Genomic DNA, 16472 nt, shown 5'->3' on the forward strand with positions numbered 1-16472 from the left:
GAGATAAGTTGGCTGAACGTGCCTTCTTCCCCTAATTTACGTAAATAATTCAGAAAGAACCACTCGGACGGAGCACAAGGGTTGGCTTTTCTTCGCTCCATCCCAATCTGCATAAGGAACCAGATGATGGCGGGTGAAAAAAAATCCCCTGTGACTTTCACAAAAAACGATGTAGAAATTATTGCACGCGATACACGCTACGATGGTTTTTTTTCCATTATTAGCTACCGTTTCCGCCATCGCCGCTTTAATGGCGAGATGAGCGGTGAGGTGGTACGCGAAGTTTTTGAGCGCGGACACGCCGCCGTGCTGCTACCCTATGATCCCTTACGCGACGAAGTGGTGCTAATCGAACAGATTCGCATCCCGGCTTATGATTCCAGCCCAACGCCCTGGCTGCTGGAAATGGTGGCCGGTATCATTGAACCCGGTGAAACGCCGGAAGATGTGGCGCGTCGCGAAGCCGGAGAAGAAGCAGGCCTCAAGGTCGGGCGTGTGAAACCGATAGTGAATTACTTAGCCAGCCCAGGCGGAACGTCTGAACGTTTGTCGGTGCTGGTGGGCGAAGTGGATGCCAGCCTGGCAGAGGGAAATCACGGGCTGGAGGAAGAGAATGAGGATATTCTTGTCCATGTGGTGAGCCGCGAACAGGCTTATCGCTGGGTGGAAGAGGGGATTATTGATAACGCGGCATCTGTCATCGCCCTGCAATGGCTGGCGTTGCACCATGAAAAACTACGACAAGAGTGGAAGCTAAAATGAAACAGCGCTATACCCCTGACTTTCCCGAAATGATGCGATTGTGCGAAACCAATTTCGCCCAACTGCGTCGCCTGCTGCCGCGTGATGACGAGGCAGGCGCGTCGGTGATCTATCAGGTGAGCGGCGCCCGTTATCAGCTGACTATTCAAGAGTCGACGCGTTATACCACGCTGGTGGAGATTCGCCAGGTGGCCCCGGCAGTAAGTTACTGGAGCCTGCCATCCATGTCCGTTCGGCTGTACCATGATGCGATGGTCGCTGAAGTGTGTTCCACTCAGCAGATCTATCGCTTCAAAGCGCGCTATGATTATCCTAATAAAAAACTGCATCAGCGCGATGAAAAACATCAGATTAACCAGTTTCTTGCAGATTGGTTGCGCTATTGTCTGGCGCACGGTGCTGTAGCAGTGCCGGTCTGCTGATAGCATACAACTATGGCGTGGAGAGAAAGGAAACGCTTTGGATAGCCTGCTTACTCTTCCTGCGGCAAATGGGGCCGATATCAGGATTTTACAAATCACGGACACCCATCTTTTTGCAGGAAAACATCAATCGCTGCTTGGGGTAAATACCTGGTCGAGTTTTGATGCGGTGCTGGACGCCATCATGGCACAACAGCGCGATTATGATTTGATTATCGCCACCGGCGATCTCGCCCAGGATCACACCGTCGAAGCTTATCAACACTTTGTAGCGGGCATTTCACGCCTGCCAAAGCCGTGTGTCTGGCTGCCGGGGAATCACGATTTTCAGCCCGCGATGGTCAATACACTTGCCGATGCCGGAATCGCTTCCGATAAACATGTGCTGTTGGGTGAGCACTGGCAGTTGGTGCTGCTGGATAGTCAGGTCTTTGGTGTGCCGCATGGCATGTTAAGCGAGTACCAACTCGAGTGGCTCGACAAGGCGCTGCGCCTGCATCCTGAGCGCCATACGCTGGTGCTGCTGCACCATCATCCGCTCGCTTCCGGCTGTACCTGGCTGGATCAGCATAGCTTGCGCAATCCCCATCAATTAGAAGCGGTGCTGCAACACTTCCCGCGTGCGCGTAATCTGGTGTGTGGCCACATTCATCAGGAATTAGATCTCGACTGGCATGGTCGTCGCGTGCTGGCTTCTCCTTCGACCTGCGTGCAGTTCAAACCGCATTGCACCAACTTCACCATCGATAACGTCGCGCCAGGTTGGCGCTGGTTAACCCTGAAGGCAGATGGCGTACTGGAAACCGAAGTGAATCGTCTGCAAAGCGATCTGTTCCGTCCCGATCTCGATTCCGAGGGCTACTAAGCGATGGCGGCGCTGATCTATCTGCATGGATTCAACAGCTCTCCGCAATCGGCCAAAGCCACACAACTGCAGCAGTGGGTAGCGCAACATCATCCGCACATTAATGTTCTGGTGCCGCAGCTGCCCACGTTCCCCGCCGAAGCCGCCAGCATGCTGGAAGAGCTGGTGATGCAGTATGCCGGTGAGCCACTTGGCCTGGTGGGATCGTCGCTCGGGGGCTACTTCGCGACCTGGCTCTCGCAATGCTTTATGCTGCCGGCGGTGGTGGTCAATCCAGCGGTGCGCCCGTTTGAGCTGCTGGTGGATTATCTCGGCGAGAACCGTAATCCCTACACCGGCCAGCAATATGTGTTAGAGTCACGCCACATTTACGATCTGAAAGTCATGCAGATTGACCCTCTCGAAGCGCCCGATTTACTCTGGCTGCTGCAACAGACCGGCGATGAAGTACTCGATTACCGCCAGGCGCTGGAATACTACAGCGCGTGCCGCCAAACGGTCGAAGAGGGTGGCAATCATGCTTATATCGGATTCGAACGCCATTTTGCGCAGATCATTGATTTTCTGGGATTAAATGCTCCCTGATTGCTGCGAGATGGACCCCTATTCCTATTGCTAATCAGACAGTTACGATGAGCCAATCAAGTTATAATGCCGATGCCATTGAGGTCTTAACCGGCCTTGAACCGGTGCGTCGTCGTCCGGGGATGTACACCGATACCACGCGCCCAAACCATCTGGGCCAGGAAGTGATCGATAACAGTGTCGATGAGGCGCTGGCGGGTCACGCCAAACGCGTGGAAGTGATCCTGCATGCGGATCAGTCGCTGGAAGTGATCGATGACGGTCGCGGCATGCCGGTAGATATCCATCCGGAAGAGGGTGTGCCAGCGGTTGAGCTGATTCTTTGCCGTCTGCATGCGGGCGGTAAATTCTCCAACAAAAACTACCAGTTCTCCGGCGGCTTGCACGGCGTGGGGATTTCGGTGGTCAACGCCCTGTCAAAACGCGTAGAAGTCACCGTGCGCCGCAATGGCGAGATCTACGATATTGCCTTCGAAAATGGCGATAAAGTGCAGGATCTGACGGTGACCGGCACGGTCGGCAAACGTAACACTGGCACGCGCGTGCATTTCTGGCCGGATGAGAGTTTCTTCGACAGTCCACGCTTCTCGGTGTCGCGCCTGACGCATGTGTTGAAAGCCAAAGCGGTGCTCTGTCCGGGCGTGGAGATCGTGTTCAAAGACAAGGTCAATGATACCGAGCAGACATGGCTCTATCATGGCGGCCTCTCTGATTACTTATCAGAAGCAGTCAACGGCCTCCCTACCTTGCCGGAAAAACCCTTTGTCGGCAGCTTCGCGGGTGATGTGGAAGCGGTGGATTGGGCGTTACTATGGCTGCCAGAAGGCGGCGAACTGCTGACCGAAAGCTACGTCAACCTGATTCCCACTATGCAAGGCGGGACGCACGTCAACGGTCTGCGTCAGGGCTTGCTGGATGCGATGCGTGAGTTCTGCGAGTTCCGCAATATCCTGCCACGCGGCGTAAAACTGTCTGCGGAAGATATTTGGGATCGCTGCGCCTACGTGCTGTCGGTCAAAATGCAGGATCCACAGTTCGCCGGTCAAACCAAAGAGCGTCTCTCTTCGCGTCAGTGCGCGGCATTTGTCTCGGCTATCGTGAAAGATGCTTTCAGCTTGTGGTTGAACCAGAACGTGCAAGCCGCCGAAATGCTGGCCGAACTGGCGATCTCCAGTGCTCAGCGTCGTATGCGCGCGGCCAAGAAAGTGGTGCGTAAAAAGCTCACCAGCGGACCCGCACTGCCGGGCAAACTGGCAGACTGTAGTGCACAGGATCTGAATCGCACCGAACTCTTCCTGGTGGAAGGGGACTCCGCAGGTGGATCGGCCAAGCAGGCGCGCGATCGTGATTATCAGGCGATCATGCCGCTTAAAGGTAAGATCCTGAACACCTGGGAAGTCTCATCGGACGAAGTGCTGGCCTCGCAGGAAGTTCATGATATTTCTGTGGCGATCGGTATCGATCCCGACAGTGAAGATCTGAGCCAACTGCGTTACGGCAAGATCTGTATCCTTGCGGATGCGGACTCCGATGGCTTACACATCGCCACCTTGTTGTGTGCGCTGTTTGTGAAGCACTTCCGCTCGCTGGTGCAACATGGCCATGTTTATGTCGCCATGCCACCGCTGTATCGCATCGATCTCGGCAAAGAAGTCTTTTACGCGTTGGATGAAGACGAGAAAGAGGGCGTGCTAGAGCAGCTGAAGCGCAAGAAGGGCAAACCGAACGTACAGCGCTTCAAAGGTCTGGGTGAGATGAACCCGCTGCAGCTGCGTGAAACCACGCTCGACCCGAACACCCGTCGTCTGGTGCAGCTGACAGTCAGCGATGATGATGTCGAGCAGACGCTGCGCGTGATGGACATGCTGCTGGCGAAAAAGCGTTCTGAAGATCGCCGTAACTGGCTACAGGAAAAAGGCGACCTCGCCGACCTGGAAGCTTGATGACCTGGGACGCTGCGGCGTCCCTTGTTATTTGGGCAAGCCAAACATTTTTACCGGGGAAAGGAACGTGAAAATCACACTGGAAGAGCTACGCGCCTGGGTGGCGGTGGTGGATACCGGCTCAATCACAGCGGCGGCCGAGCAGCTCGATCAAACCAGTTCTGGTATCAGCCGGGCGTTGAGTCGGCTGGAAAGCAAATTACAAACCACGCTAATGCACCGCACCACGCGGCGTCTCGCGCTTACCGAGGAAGGCTTGATCTTCCTCGATCATGCGCGCCAGATCCTTTCGTCGGTAGAACTGGCAGAAGAGCAGATCGCCCAGCGCCGAGACATTCCTTCAGGCAGATTGCGCATCAATGCCAACGCCCCCTTTATGCTGCACGTGATCGTGCCGCTGGTGGCGGAATTTCGACAGCGTTACCCGCTGATTCAGCTGGAGTTGAATACCGACGACATCATGATCGATTTGCTGGAGCAGCAGACCGATATCGCGATTCGCGTCGGGGAGTTGCGTGATTCTACGCTGCGTGCCCGCGTGCTGGGCAGCAGCGCCACGCGTTTAGTGGCGAGCCCGGCTTACCTGCAGCAGTATGGCAGCCCGGAATCAGTTGAGGCGTTAGCAGCTCATCAGCTGCTCGGCTTCAGTCAGTTGGATGCACACAATGTCTGGCCTGTTTGGCAAAGTGAGGGTGAGTTTTTGCAGATTAAGCCCACGCTGTCGGCTTCCAGTGGCGAGACGTTGTGTCAGCTGGCGTTAGCAGGACAGGGCATTGCGCGCCTGTCTGATTTTGTCAGCCGTAAAGATCGCGAGCGGGGCGATTTAGTGCAGGTGCTGGAGCAGGAAACGCGCGAATGGCGCCTGCCGATTCACGCCGTGTATTACCGTAATCAATCTCTGACCTCGCGCATTACCTGTTTTCTCGATTTTCTGCGCGAGAAGATAGAACAAGATCGCCTGCTATAAAAAAGCCCCTGCACAGGCAGAGGCAGAGGCTTAGACGATTAACGAACCGGCTCTAATACCAGGATCTTCACATCCACCACATCGTCTTTAATCGTGGCGCGATGCGCATCCATATGCGGCATTTGCTGATGCTGCTCAAGATGGCGCAGCGATTCCCACTGCTCCAGCATGAAAATGGAATCTGGTGAATTCTGCTTCCACGGCACCTGCGCCTGATGGTCAACCAGCGCGTCATACTGATGGCAACCCTCTTCTTCCAGCACGGTGGGGATCAGTTTATTGATGGCTTCCAGCACCACATGACGGCGGCCTGGCTTGACGCAAATTTCTGCAACGACGGTTAACATAGCGCTTCCTCTTTTCCCGGTGTGCTTACAGTTAAGCAAAGATCTGGCTGAGATGAGTCCGATAACGTTCGATATCGCGCGGCACGTCCGGCATCTTGATCACATCGTTACAGATAAAGGTCGGTAAACCTTCCATGCCAAGGAACTGGTTGGCTTTGTGGAAGTGCAGATAGAGACCGTCCACGCCCACGCCTTCGAAGAACTGCTCAGGATCATTAAACGCTTCCAGCGGTGCGTTCCACGTCAGCGATAGCATGTATTTTTTGCCCTGAATCAGACCGCCTGAACCGTACTTTTTGCCCGCATCGCTGCGCGTACGACCATCACTGGCATACAGTGAACCGTGGCCTTCTGTGAACACGTCATCAATGTATTTTTTCACCGTCCACGGCTCGCCCATCCACCAGCCAGGCATCTGATAAATCACCACATCGCTGTCGAGATATTTCTGCACTTCTTCTGCCACGTTGTAATCGCTGTCTGCAAGGGTGACAACTACGTTATGGCCCAGATCGCGCAGCTGGCTGGCTGCCACGTCAGTGAGGGTGTGATTCAGTTCGCCTTTCGAGTGGGCAAAAGTTTTACCGCCGTCGATGATTAAAATATTGCTCATGGATGATTCGCTCCGTTTCCCGTTGATGGCGCACACTGTACGCGCGCAGGCGAAGCAAAAAAATGCGTGATTGATCACAAGACTTTTGCTAATAAAGCAACAATGCGCAGGGCTATGCAACAATCCGCGCGCAAACCAACATCAACATAAAAAAGAAGAAACCATGAAAACCGCGATACTGAGTGCATTACTTCTGGTGAGTGGCGCTGCGTCGGCGCAATCCCACCTCGACGAGATTCGTAGCAGTAAAACCCTGAAAGTCTGTACCACGGGAGACTACAAGCCTTACAGCTATCTGCGCAGCGATGGGCAGTATGAAGGGCTGGATATCAGCATGGCGCAGTCACTGGCGGCAAGTCTGGGCGCCAAAGTGCAGTGGGTGCCGACCACCTGGAAAACCATGAGTGACGATTTCGTGGCGAAGCAGTGTGATATCGCGCTGGGTGGCGTGTCCGTTACCTTAAAACGCCAGCAGATTGCCTGGTTTGCCGAGCCGCTGGGTGTGGATGGCAAAATCCCGCTGGTGCGCTGTGATGATAAAGACAAATACCAAACCGTCGCGCAGATCAACAAGCCGAGCGTGCGGGTGATTGAACCTGCTGGCGGCACTAATGAAGCCTTTGTGCACAGCCACTTACCGCAGTCGACGCTGCAACTGGCCGATAACGTCGGTATTTTCCAGCAGCTGGTGGATAAGAAAGCCGATGTGATGATTACGGATGCGTCCGAAGCATTGTTCCAGATGAAGCACTACCCGACGCTGTGCGCCATCAATCCGGATAAGCCGATGCAGTATGGTGAAAAAGCCTACATGATTCCGCGTGATGATATGAGCTGGAAACTGTATGTCGATCAGTGGCTACATCTCAGCACCGCCACCGGCGAATATGCGCAGATCGCCTCGCAGTGGCTGGGTGTGATTAAGTAAACTCATGCCTGATGCATCGCGCCGCTACTGGAGCGGCGCGATTATTGCGTGGCTCAAAAGGGGCAACGTGGCCCCATTCGAGCACTCAGCGATACAAACTCGCTTTACCCAATCCACCAAACAGATTCATCTTGTAGCGAATCACTGCTTTGGCGGCGGTAATCGCTTCCGGATAAATCACATTGGGATCCCACCAGGTTTCACGCGCCAGAATTTCGCGCAGTTTAGCGAAGTAGGCGTACTTCATATCGCTGGAAATATTGATTTTGCCCACGCCGAGGGTCACCGCCTCAGCAATCTCCGCATCTGGGTTAGCAGACCCCCCGTGCAGCACCAGCGGAATATCGGTGCGTTGGGCAATATCCTTCAGAATATGCATCTGCAGTTCCGGCTTCATATCTTTTGGATAGATACCGTGCGCGGTGCCAATTGCCACTGCCAGAGTATCGACGCCGGTGCGCTGGATAAAATCTTCTGCCTGCGCCGGTTCGGTATAGATCACTTTGCTAACGCCACCTTCCACGGTGGTGCCGGTATCGCCAATGGTGCCGAGTTCACCTTCTACCGACACGCCCACCGAATGCGCCAGCTTCACCACCTCTTTGGTCAGCGCCACGTTCTCTTCGTACGGCAGCAGTGATCCATCAATCATCACTGACGTAAATCCACATTGGATGGCGCGCAGCACCTGCGCAATCGATGCACCGTGGTCGAGATGAATGGTGAAGGGCACTTTGCTCTTCAGCGTGCGTTCCCGCACATAGCCAAAGAATTCATCGGTCACAAACTCCAGCTCACTCGGGTGAATCGAGATGATCGCCGGGGTGTTAGTGGCTTCGGCTTCCTCCACCACGGCACGGATAAAGCAGCTGTCTGCTACGTTAAATGCGCCGATGGCGTAGCGGTGTTCACGAGTCGGTGCCAACATCTCTTTCATTGAAATCAACATGTTAATATTTCCTCAACGTGAGTTTTACCAGAGCCGACGCGTGCGCCGACCCGATGATGGATAAAAAGGGAAATGCTTCTGCATCCTGTTGCTGCACGACGTATCGCGCGGTATCTTGCCGCTGCTTTAAATCACGATGACCGAAGCGGCTTTTCAGGTGCGTATAAATGCGTCAAATCACGTGCGTTCGTTTCAGCGCTATGCATTTAGGGTGAGCGCGCCCGAGCACTACGCTTTGCCAGCCGATCCCGACCAGCTCAGATACTCAATCACCACTTCACGGCAGGCGGATTCCATCAGCCCAAGCAGATCGGCCAGTTCCGCGTGCGGATGCTGTTTCAGCGCCTGCTCAACCGCGTTTTTACCGGCATCAAACACGGCGGCACCGACGTTAATCTTCGCCACACCATGCTGACTAACGCGGCGAATATCCTCGGCGGATGTGCCCGAACCACCATGCAGTGCCAATGGGCGTGTTGAGACCGCATGCAGCTCCTGCAAGCGCTGGAAATCAATCTTCGGCTTCACGCCCGCTGGATACAGCCCGTGCGCAGTGCCCACCGAAATCGCCAGCAAATCGATATCAGTTTGCTCAATAAACGGCAGCACGTCAGCAACCTGCGTCATCTTCACGGAGGCATCGGCTAACTCGTAGGTCGGCGCATCGGCGATATGCCCCAGCTCGCCTTCGACGCAAACGCCAGCGGTGTGCGCCATCTTCACTACCGCTGCGGTCTGGCGAATATTTTCGGCCAGCGGATCGGCAGAGGCATCGATCATCAGGCCGGTAAAGCCGGCGCGAAACGCCTGACCAATCAGCGGAAAGGCCTTGCCGTGGTCCAGCGCCAGCGCAATCGGTACCGTGGCGTCTTTCGCCAGCGCCTGCACCAGCGGCACCGCCACGGCGGGTGGGAAGTGTGTGCTGTGACCCTGATAGACATTCAATATCAGCGGTGCACGCTGCTGTTCGGCGGCCTGAATCGCCGCCCGCGCGGTTTCAAGGTTGAAGCAGTTTATCGCCAGCACGGCATATTGCTGCTTAGCGGCGGCCTGAATCAGGTCATTCATCATGGCAAACATGGTGGCTCCTTATTCCAGTGTGAATTTGATCTCTTCGTCGCGGACGCCAGGGGCTTCCACGTCATCGAACTCTTCATCTGCCTGCGTCACTGGCTTCTTCATTAGCGACAGCATCACGCCACACACCACGGTGCCGATGCCCAGCGCCAGACAGAACATCAGCGGTTTGGTGAACAGCGGCACCACAAACATGCCGCCGTGCGGCACCGGTGCTTCCACGCCCCACACCATAATCAGCCCACCGGCGATGGCAGAGGCCACCACGCAGCTGCCGACCACACGCAGCAGGTCACGCGCCGCAATCGGAATCACCCCTTCGGTGATCATGCAGATACCCATCGGGAAGGCGGCTTTCAGCGCCTCTTTCTCCGCTTTGGTGTACTTATGGCGCGTCAGCAGATACGACAGCGTGATGCCAAACGGCGGAATCATTGAGCCGACAAACTTCACTGCTTCCGGGCCATAAATCCCGTCGACCAGCATGCCGTCGGCGAACAGCGACATGGTTTTGTTGATGGGGCCGCCGAAGTCAAAAGTCGCCATCGCACCCAGCACCGCACCCAGCACAAACTTCGATCCGCCCTGCATCGATTCCAGCAGATGAATCAGCGCCTTCTGCAGCCAGACAATCGGCTGGCCAATAAAGGTCATCATCAACAGACCGGCGATGATGGTGCTCAACACCGGCAGCACCATAATCGGCATCAACCCCTGCATTGACTGCGGCAGCTTAATGGTGCGGCGCAACAGCAATACCGTGTAACCCACCAGGAAGCCGCCGAGCATACCGCCGATAAAACCGGTGCCGATCTGCCCGCAGATAAAACCGACGATCAAACCGGGCGCAAAGCCGGGACGATCGGCGATGGAGTAGGCGATGGCCGCGCTGATCAGCGGCACGATCAAGCCCATGCCCCAGCCGCCGATCTGATTCAACATCCAGGCGATAGTGCCGGTTTGCTTGCCGACATCCGGCCCGCCAATCACCTGGCCGAGCGCGATACAGATCCCGGCGGCGACGATCAGCGGGATCATCCAGGATATCCCGGTGAGCAGATGGCCTTTGATCTCTTGTCCGTACTGACGTTTGTTGTCGTTCATGATGGATCTCCTCAGGCACGCGCCAGTGAATCCGCCACTTTTTCGAGGAATTTCACCGGTGACTTGATCACCACTTCGGTTTTCACTCGTACAATGGGTTTGCCCTGAAAGCGTTCTTCACCGTTGATCTTCACATCAATGGCGAGGATCACCACGTCAGCGGCAGCGATGTCTTCATGCGTCAACGCGGTTTCAGTGCCGATGGTGCCCTGGGTTTCAACGTGGATGGTGTGGCCCAGTGCATGAGCGCCTTTGATCAGTTTTTCACGCGCAATATAGGTATGCGCGATGCCTGCCGTGCAGGCCGCTACACAGACGATATTCATGTGTCACCTCAAAAAGTTAGGGGATTAACAGAGGTCGGTTTCGGCGTACTGGCTAAACAGCCGGATGATATTGCTGGGGTCGTTTTCCACCAGCAGTTGGGCTATCACCTCATCATCGGCCAGCGCGCTGGCCACCTGCGACAACAGGCGAATATGGGTGGTGTTCTGATCTTCCAGTCGCACCGCGAAAAGGATGATGCAGCGCACCTGGCTGCCATCGAGCGTTTCCCAGGGGATATCCTGTTGGGTACGACCAATGGCTAATGTGGTGTGTTGGACGGCGGAAGACTTGCCGTGCGGAATGGCAACGTGGTTTTCGAACCCGGTTGAGCCCTCAGCTTCACGCAGCCAGACATCTTCAATAAAGGCTGCACGATCGGTGATGGCGCCGTCCTGATACAGCAGATCGGTCAGTTCGTTGATCACTTCTTCTTTGGTGGTGGCGGTGAGCGCCAGGTTAACGCGGCGTGGCGTCAGAATGCGGGAAATGTCCATGGGTTTTACCTCATTCAATTAATGTTCAGCCAACGCGCAGTGCGCGCCGTACGGCAGCTGGCTGCCAATCATGGCGTCAGTGACCCGCCGGATATCGTCATCGTTAAAAAATGCACTCACATACACTGCTGGGATTGGCCCGGCGTTGAGATGGATAGTGGTGATCACTAAATCCACTGTCTGGTTCTGACAAAACGCGGCGTGATTGCTGGCAGAGACCACACCCGCAATTTCCCAGTCAGGGAACGCCCGCAGGATGCGGCTTTTCAGCAGATGCGACGTCCCCACGCCGCTGGAACACACCACCAGAATGCGTTTATGGGCAATTTGCCGCTCCAGCGCGGCCTGGAAATGCACGCAGAGATAACCGATTTCGTCGTCAGCCACTGGCGAAAGCCCGTAAGTGCGAGCGGTTAATTGCATCGCCTGGTGCGTTAACGAAAATATGCCTTTCATTTCCTGCTGAATATCCTCCAGCAGCGGATTGCGAATATGAATATGATATTTGAGTCGATTTAATAGTGGCTTTATATGCACCAGTAAGCCGTCAAATAATAATCGGTCCTGCGCTAAATCTTGCTGAATAAAGGCTGCGAAACGATCAATTAATTCACAGGTTATTTTTACGGACTCTGCGGTGCAGAATTGATTATGCATCGGCGCATTATCGCCGCGCTCTTCCACCACAATGCCGGATGACACGATATATTGATAAATAAAACCCACTTCATCGGCGGGCAGGGCACAGCACATCCGCTGTTCAATCTGCGTCACCATTTGCTGGGCAATCAGTAATATGCGCTGATCGAGATCCTGCATTGTGGCCAGAGTGGCCAGTGCCAGCGCATTCCCCTGCGCCATCCGATGCATCATGATCAGAATATGGGTGCAGAGGTTCAGATACCAGGCATCGCCTAGCGGGTAACTGAGTTGCTGCTCCATCTGTTGCAGCAGCGTCTGCACAAAAGCCACATCCTCATCGCCAAAATAATGCACCAGTGCCTGCTGGCTGCCGGGATCGAGACGTGGCAACAGCGGCGTACCGGCAACGTTTTGCTGCATCACATCATTGATCAGGGAGACCATTGCCTGACGCAGCGCCTGTTCGTTACCTTCGATATGGGTGCCACCTGGCCCACGTTGCAGCGTCAAACCCAACGGTTGTAGCCACTCTTCAATCACTTTCAGGTCATTCACAATCGAGGCGTGGCTGATAAAATAGCGTTCCGACAGCTTACTGATAGAGGTCGCACGCGGGGCGTCACTCAGCAACTGCGAGGCAATTTTTACTCGGCGGCTGTTTTGCCCCAGCGCATCGGCACTGCTTTCATCGCCGTTGAGTTGCTGCTCCAGTTGCAGGCGCTGCTGGATATCATCAACCCGCAAACGCACGCCGCGGCCTGGGGTTTTCTCCAGCGTCAGTGACCAGCTACCAAGCCAGCTTTCCAGCCACTGCAAGTCGCGCTGAATCGTCTTTTCTGACACGCCCAACTGTAGGGCTAATTCTCTGATCGGCTGCGGTGCAGCATGTTGCAACAGCAGTTTGACTAAACGGTGTTGTCGCGAAGTCAGTATTTGCATTCGGTCACCCTTTATTTTGGCAAAGCGTTTTTAATATTATTTCCTCGTTATCTATTTCTTCATGCCAGAAATCAGGAGCGCAATATTGATGTCTTATGGAGTATAAATTTAGGAAAGGACGGTGTAAGCAACAATACTAAATGTTGTCCATGATTACGGACAGCTTTAATACACCTGAAATTGTTAATAATTAATTGCGATCCTGCTCACATATTAATGGGGATATTGATTGTGATATTGATCTCATTCCTTTTTCATTTTCCAACCGATATCACGTTATTTAATGCCATACGATTCTGCCTGCGGTCATTGGCTTCCCTGTGACTAACTCGCACGAATAAGGTACTATCCTCGCCAAATGAGCGCCGGATGCCCCGCCGTTGCGGGCCACGAAGTGAGGATGCGAGCTTAATGAGCGAATTGACGCAGGATGGTGCAGAGCGTCTTGCCCTGCACAAATTTACGGAAAACGCGTACCTGAACTACTCCATGTACGTGATCATGGACCGCGCACTGCCGTATATCGGCGATGGCCTCAAGCCGGTGCAGCGCCGAATTGTATACGCAATGTCGGAACTGGGCCTCAATGCCAGCGCCAAATTCAAAAAATCTGCCCGTACCGTCGGTGACGTATTAGGTAAATACCATCCGCATGGCGACAGCGCCTGTTATGAAGCGATGGTGTTGATGGCACAGCCATTCTCCTATCGCTACCCGCTGGTGGATGGTCAGGGCAACTGGGGTGCGCCGGACGATCCCAAATCCTTCGCCGCGATGCGTTACACCGAGTCACGCCTCTCCAAATATGCCGAGATTTTGCTGGGTGAGTTAGGACAAGGCACGGTCGATTACATCCCGAACTTTGACGGCACCATGCAGGAGCCTAAGATGTTGCCGGCACGTCTGCCGAATATCCTGCTGAACGGCACCACCGGTATCGCCGTGGGCATGGCCACCGATATCCCACCGCACAACCTGCGTGAAGTGGCGGAAGCGGCGGTGAAGCTGATCGACAAACCCAACACCACGCTGGATGAGTTGCTGGATATTGTGCAGGGCCCGGATTATCCGACCGAAGCCGAGATCATCACGCCGCGCAGCGAGATCCGTAAAATCTACCAAAGCGGGCGCGGTTCGATCCGTCAGCGCGCGGTGTGGAAGAAAGAAGATGGCGATGTGGTGATCACTGCACTGCCGCACCAGGTTTCCGGTGCGCGCGTGCTGGAGCAGATCGCTAACCAGATGCGCAATAAAAAGCTGCCGATGGTGGAAGATCTGCGTGATGAATCCAACCACGAGAACCCAACGCGTCTGGTGATTGTGCCACGCTCGAATCGTGTGGATGTGGAGCAGGTGATGAATCATCTGTTTGCCACCACCGATCTGGAAAAGAGCTATCGCGTTAACCTGAATATGATTGGGCTGGATAACCGTCCGGCGGTGAAAAACCTGCTGGAGATCCTGTCTGAATGGCTGGTGTACCGTCGCGATACCGTGACGCGCCGCCTGAACTATCGTTTAGAGCGCGTGCTGCGCCGCCTGCATATCCTCGAAGGTTTGCTGGTGGCGTTCCTCAACATTGATGAAGTGATTCACATCATCCGTACCGAGGACGAGCCTAAGCAAGTGCTGATGTCGCGCTTTGAACTCAGCGATACGCAAGCCGAATCCATTCTGGAACTGAAACTGCGCCATCTCGCCAAACTGGAAGAGATGAAGATTCGTGGTGAGCAGGCGGAGCTGGAGAAAGAGCGCGATCAACTGCAGGCGATTCTGGCGTCCGAACGCAAGATGAGCAATCTGCTGAAGAAAGAATTGCTGGCAGATAGCCAGACCTACGGTGACGATCGCCGTTCACCGCTGCATGAGCGTGAAGAAGCTAAAGCGCTGAGCGAAACCGAGCTGGTGAGTGCCGAGCCGGTGACGATTGTGCTGTCGCAGATGGGCTGGGTGCGCAGCGCCAAAGGCCACGATATCGATCCAACCGGTCTCAGTTACAAAGCCGGTGACAGTTACCTCGCCGCCGCACGCGGTAAGAGTAACCAGCCAGTGGCCTTTATCGACTCCACCGGCCGTAGTTATACGCTGGATCCAACCTCGTTGCCGTCGGCGCGCGGGCAGGGCGAGCCGCTAACCGGCAAACTGACGCCACCGCCAGGTGCCGCGTTTGAACAGGTGCTAATGGAAGCGGACGACCAAAAACTGTTGATGGCCTCCGATGCGGGTTACGGCTTTATCTGTACCTTTGCCGATTTGATTTCGCGCAACCGCGCCGGTAAAGCGCTGCTAACGTTGCCAGACAATGCCAAAGTGATGACGCCAATGGCGGTGCATTCGGGCGATGATATGCTGCTGGCGATTACCCAGGCCGGACGTATGTTGATGTTCCCGGTGGGCGATCTGCCACAGATGTCGAAAGGCAAAGGTAATAAAATCATCTCTATTCCATCAGCGGATGCCGCTGCGGGCGTGGATAAGCTGCAGTGGTTGCTGATTCTGCCGCCGGGCAGTTCGATTACCCTGTATGTCGGCAAGCGTAAGCTGATTATGCGCGATGAAGATCTGCAAAAAGTGCGTGCCGATCGCGGTCGTCGTGGCAGCGTGTCGCGTGGCCTGCAGCGCATTGATAGCGTGGAAGTGAACGCGCCAGCGCGCCCGAAAAGTGACGCCAGTAGCGAAGAATAAGACTGACCAGGCAATGGATTGCCCAACTTGAGGAAGCTATGTTACTAATTTTACGCACGATTATTGTTATCGTTTATTCGATTTTGGTGTGCATCTTCGGCAGTATCTGGTGTTTGTTCTCACCGCGTAATCCTCGCCATGTGGCGACGTTCGGCCATATGTTTGGTCGCCTGTCGACGGTGTTTGGCGTCAAAGTCGAGTTGCGCAAACCCGCCGACGCGGAGAGCTATGGCAATGCGATTTACATTGCCAACCATCAGAACAATTACGACATGATCACGGCGGCGAAGATCGTGCAGCCGACCACGGTCACAGTCGGCAAAAAGAGCCTGCTGTGGATCCCATTCTTTGGTCAACTCTACTGGCTGACCGGTAATTTGCTGATTGACCGTGATAACCGCGCCAAAGCGCATGGCACCATCGGTGAACTGGTCGAGCAGTTTAATAAAAAGAAGATTTCATTCTGGATGTTCCCGGAAGGTACCCGCAGCCGTGGCCGTGGTTTACTGCCGTTTAAAACCGGTGCGTTTCATGCTGCAGTGGCAGCAGGTGTGCCGATCATTCCTGTGGTGGTGTCGAATACCCACGGCAAAGTGAAACTTAATCGCTGGAACAACGGCCTGGTGATTGTTGAAATGCTGCCGCCAGTGGATACCAAACAGTTTGAAACCACCTCGGTGCGCAAATTAGCCACCCACTGCCGCGAATTAATGTCTGCTAAGCTGGAAGAATTGAACGCCGAAGTCGCCGAACGCGAAAAAAACGGTAAACTCTAGCCATCCACGGGGTAGAAACGCTGCCCCGTGCTCATCACAGCAAAAAC

General features: G+C 54.7%; 17 protein-coding genes. 9 read left to right on the forward strand and 8 right to left on the reverse strand.

The window, feature by feature from the left end:
• The first annotated feature begins 126 nt into the window (after positions 1-126).
• From nudF to JK231_RS11180, 6 genes are all read left to right on the forward strand, one after another.
• Positions 127-762 carry an ADP-ribose diphosphatase gene (gene nudF / locus JK231_RS11155; RefSeq protein WP_058961938.1) on the forward strand — a complete coding sequence of 212 codons (636 nt, stop codon included), beginning with the start codon at positions 127-129 and terminating at the stop codon, positions 760-762.
• Positions 759-1184: a DUF1249 family protein gene (locus tag JK231_RS11160; RefSeq protein WP_034828381.1), complete on the forward strand. Its 426-nt coding sequence runs from the start codon at positions 759-761 to the stop codon at positions 1182-1184. Before nudF ends, JK231_RS11160 begins: the two co-directional genes overlap by 4 nt.
• 37 nt (positions 1185-1221) lie before the next feature.
• Complete coding sequence (gene cpdA, locus JK231_RS11165) at positions 1222-2049, forward strand: 3',5'-cyclic-AMP phosphodiesterase (RefSeq protein WP_034828383.1); 828 nt, start codon at positions 1222-1224, stop codon at positions 2047-2049.
• Between the two features lie 3 nt (positions 2050-2052).
• A complete protein-coding gene (yqiA, locus tag JK231_RS11170) occupies positions 2053-2634 on the forward strand; it encodes an esterase YqiA (protein WP_058961936.1) in 582 nt (193 codons plus the stop codon).
• A 47-nt stretch (positions 2635-2681) separates the two neighbouring features.
• On the forward strand, positions 2682-4577 hold the full coding sequence (gene parE, locus JK231_RS11175) for a DNA topoisomerase IV subunit B (protein WP_160833686.1): 1896 nt from the start codon (positions 2682-2684) through the stop codon (positions 4575-4577).
• A 67-nt stretch (positions 4578-4644) separates the two neighbouring features.
• A complete protein-coding gene (locus JK231_RS11180; RefSeq protein WP_211728555.1) occupies positions 4645-5544 on the forward strand; it encodes a LysR substrate-binding domain-containing protein in 900 nt (299 codons plus the stop codon).
• Positions 5545-5582: 38 nt separating this feature from the next.
• On the opposite strand, the gene JK231_RS11185 is transcribed toward JK231_RS11180, so the two are convergent.
• Together JK231_RS11185 and JK231_RS11190 are read right to left on the reverse strand one after the other, a co-directional pair.
• Positions 5583-5891 carry a putative quinol monooxygenase gene (locus JK231_RS11185; RefSeq protein WP_034828396.1) on the reverse strand — a complete coding sequence of 103 codons (309 nt, stop codon included), beginning with the start codon at positions 5889-5891 and terminating at the stop codon, positions 5583-5585.
• A gap of 31 nt (positions 5892-5922) precedes the next feature.
• Positions 5923-6504, reverse strand: coding sequence for an NAD(P)H-dependent oxidoreductase (locus JK231_RS11190; RefSeq protein ID WP_034828398.1), 582 nt, complete (start codon positions 6502-6504; stop codon positions 5923-5925).
• A 163-nt stretch (positions 6505-6667) separates the two neighbouring features.
• Between JK231_RS11190 and JK231_RS11195 the strand changes: the two genes are divergently transcribed.
• Complete coding sequence (locus tag JK231_RS11195; protein ID WP_045831819.1) at positions 6668-7432, forward strand: transporter substrate-binding domain-containing protein; 765 nt, start codon at positions 6668-6670, stop codon at positions 7430-7432.
• An 85-nt stretch (positions 7433-7517) separates the two neighbouring features.
• Here the strand turns inward: JK231_RS11195 and JK231_RS11200 are convergent, their stop codons facing one another.
• The 6 genes from JK231_RS11200 to JK231_RS11225 all read right to left on the reverse strand — a co-directional run bounded on the left by JK231_RS11200 (position 7518) and on the right by JK231_RS11225 (position 12964).
• The gene (locus tag JK231_RS11200; protein WP_034828403.1) at positions 7518-8381 is read right to left on the reverse strand and encodes a ketose-bisphosphate aldolase; all 864 of its coding nucleotides are present in this window, start codon (positions 8379-8381) and stop codon (positions 7518-7520) included.
• 228 nt (positions 8382-8609) lie between these two features.
• Entirely contained in the window at positions 8610-9461 is an 852-nt protein-coding gene (locus JK231_RS11205) for a class II fructose-bisphosphate aldolase (protein WP_211728556.1), read from the reverse strand.
• Positions 9462-9470: 9 nt separating this feature from the next.
• Positions 9471-10562 (reverse strand): PTS fructose transporter subunit IIC, encoded by a 1092-nt coding sequence (locus JK231_RS11210; RefSeq protein WP_034828408.1) that lies wholly within the window; start codon positions 10560-10562, stop codon positions 9471-9473.
• 11 nt (positions 10563-10573) lie between these two features.
• Positions 10574-10888 carry a fructose PTS transporter subunit IIB gene (locus tag JK231_RS11215; protein ID WP_211728557.1) on the reverse strand — a complete coding sequence of 105 codons (315 nt, stop codon included), beginning with the start codon at positions 10886-10888 and terminating at the stop codon, positions 10574-10576.
• 24 nt (positions 10889-10912) lie between these two features.
• Positions 10913-11383, reverse strand: coding sequence for a fructose PTS transporter subunit IIA (locus JK231_RS11220; protein WP_034828413.1), 471 nt, complete (start codon positions 11381-11383; stop codon positions 10913-10915).
• Between the two features lie 18 nt (positions 11384-11401).
• A complete protein-coding gene (locus JK231_RS11225; RefSeq protein ID WP_211728558.1) occupies positions 11402-12964 on the reverse strand; it encodes a PRD domain-containing protein in 1563 nt (520 codons plus the stop codon).
• A 411-nt stretch (positions 12965-13375) separates the two neighbouring features.
• Here JK231_RS11225 and parC point away from each other — a divergent pair, with 411 nt between their 5' ends.
• A complete protein-coding gene (gene parC / locus JK231_RS11230) occupies positions 13376-15649 on the forward strand; it encodes a DNA topoisomerase IV subunit A (protein WP_097118135.1) in 2274 nt (757 codons plus the stop codon).
• Between the two features lie 38 nt (positions 15650-15687).
• Positions 15688-16425, forward strand: a complete 738-nt coding sequence (locus tag JK231_RS11235; RefSeq protein ID WP_058961927.1) for a 1-acylglycerol-3-phosphate O-acyltransferase — start codon at positions 15688-15690, stop codon at positions 16423-16425.
• Positions 16426-16472 lie beyond the last annotated feature (47 nt).

Source organism: Pantoea sp. JGM49 (assembly GCF_018257655.1).
In the GTDB taxonomy this organism is placed as follows: Bacteria; Pseudomonadota; Gammaproteobacteria; order Enterobacterales; family Enterobacteriaceae; genus Pantoea; species Pantoea communis.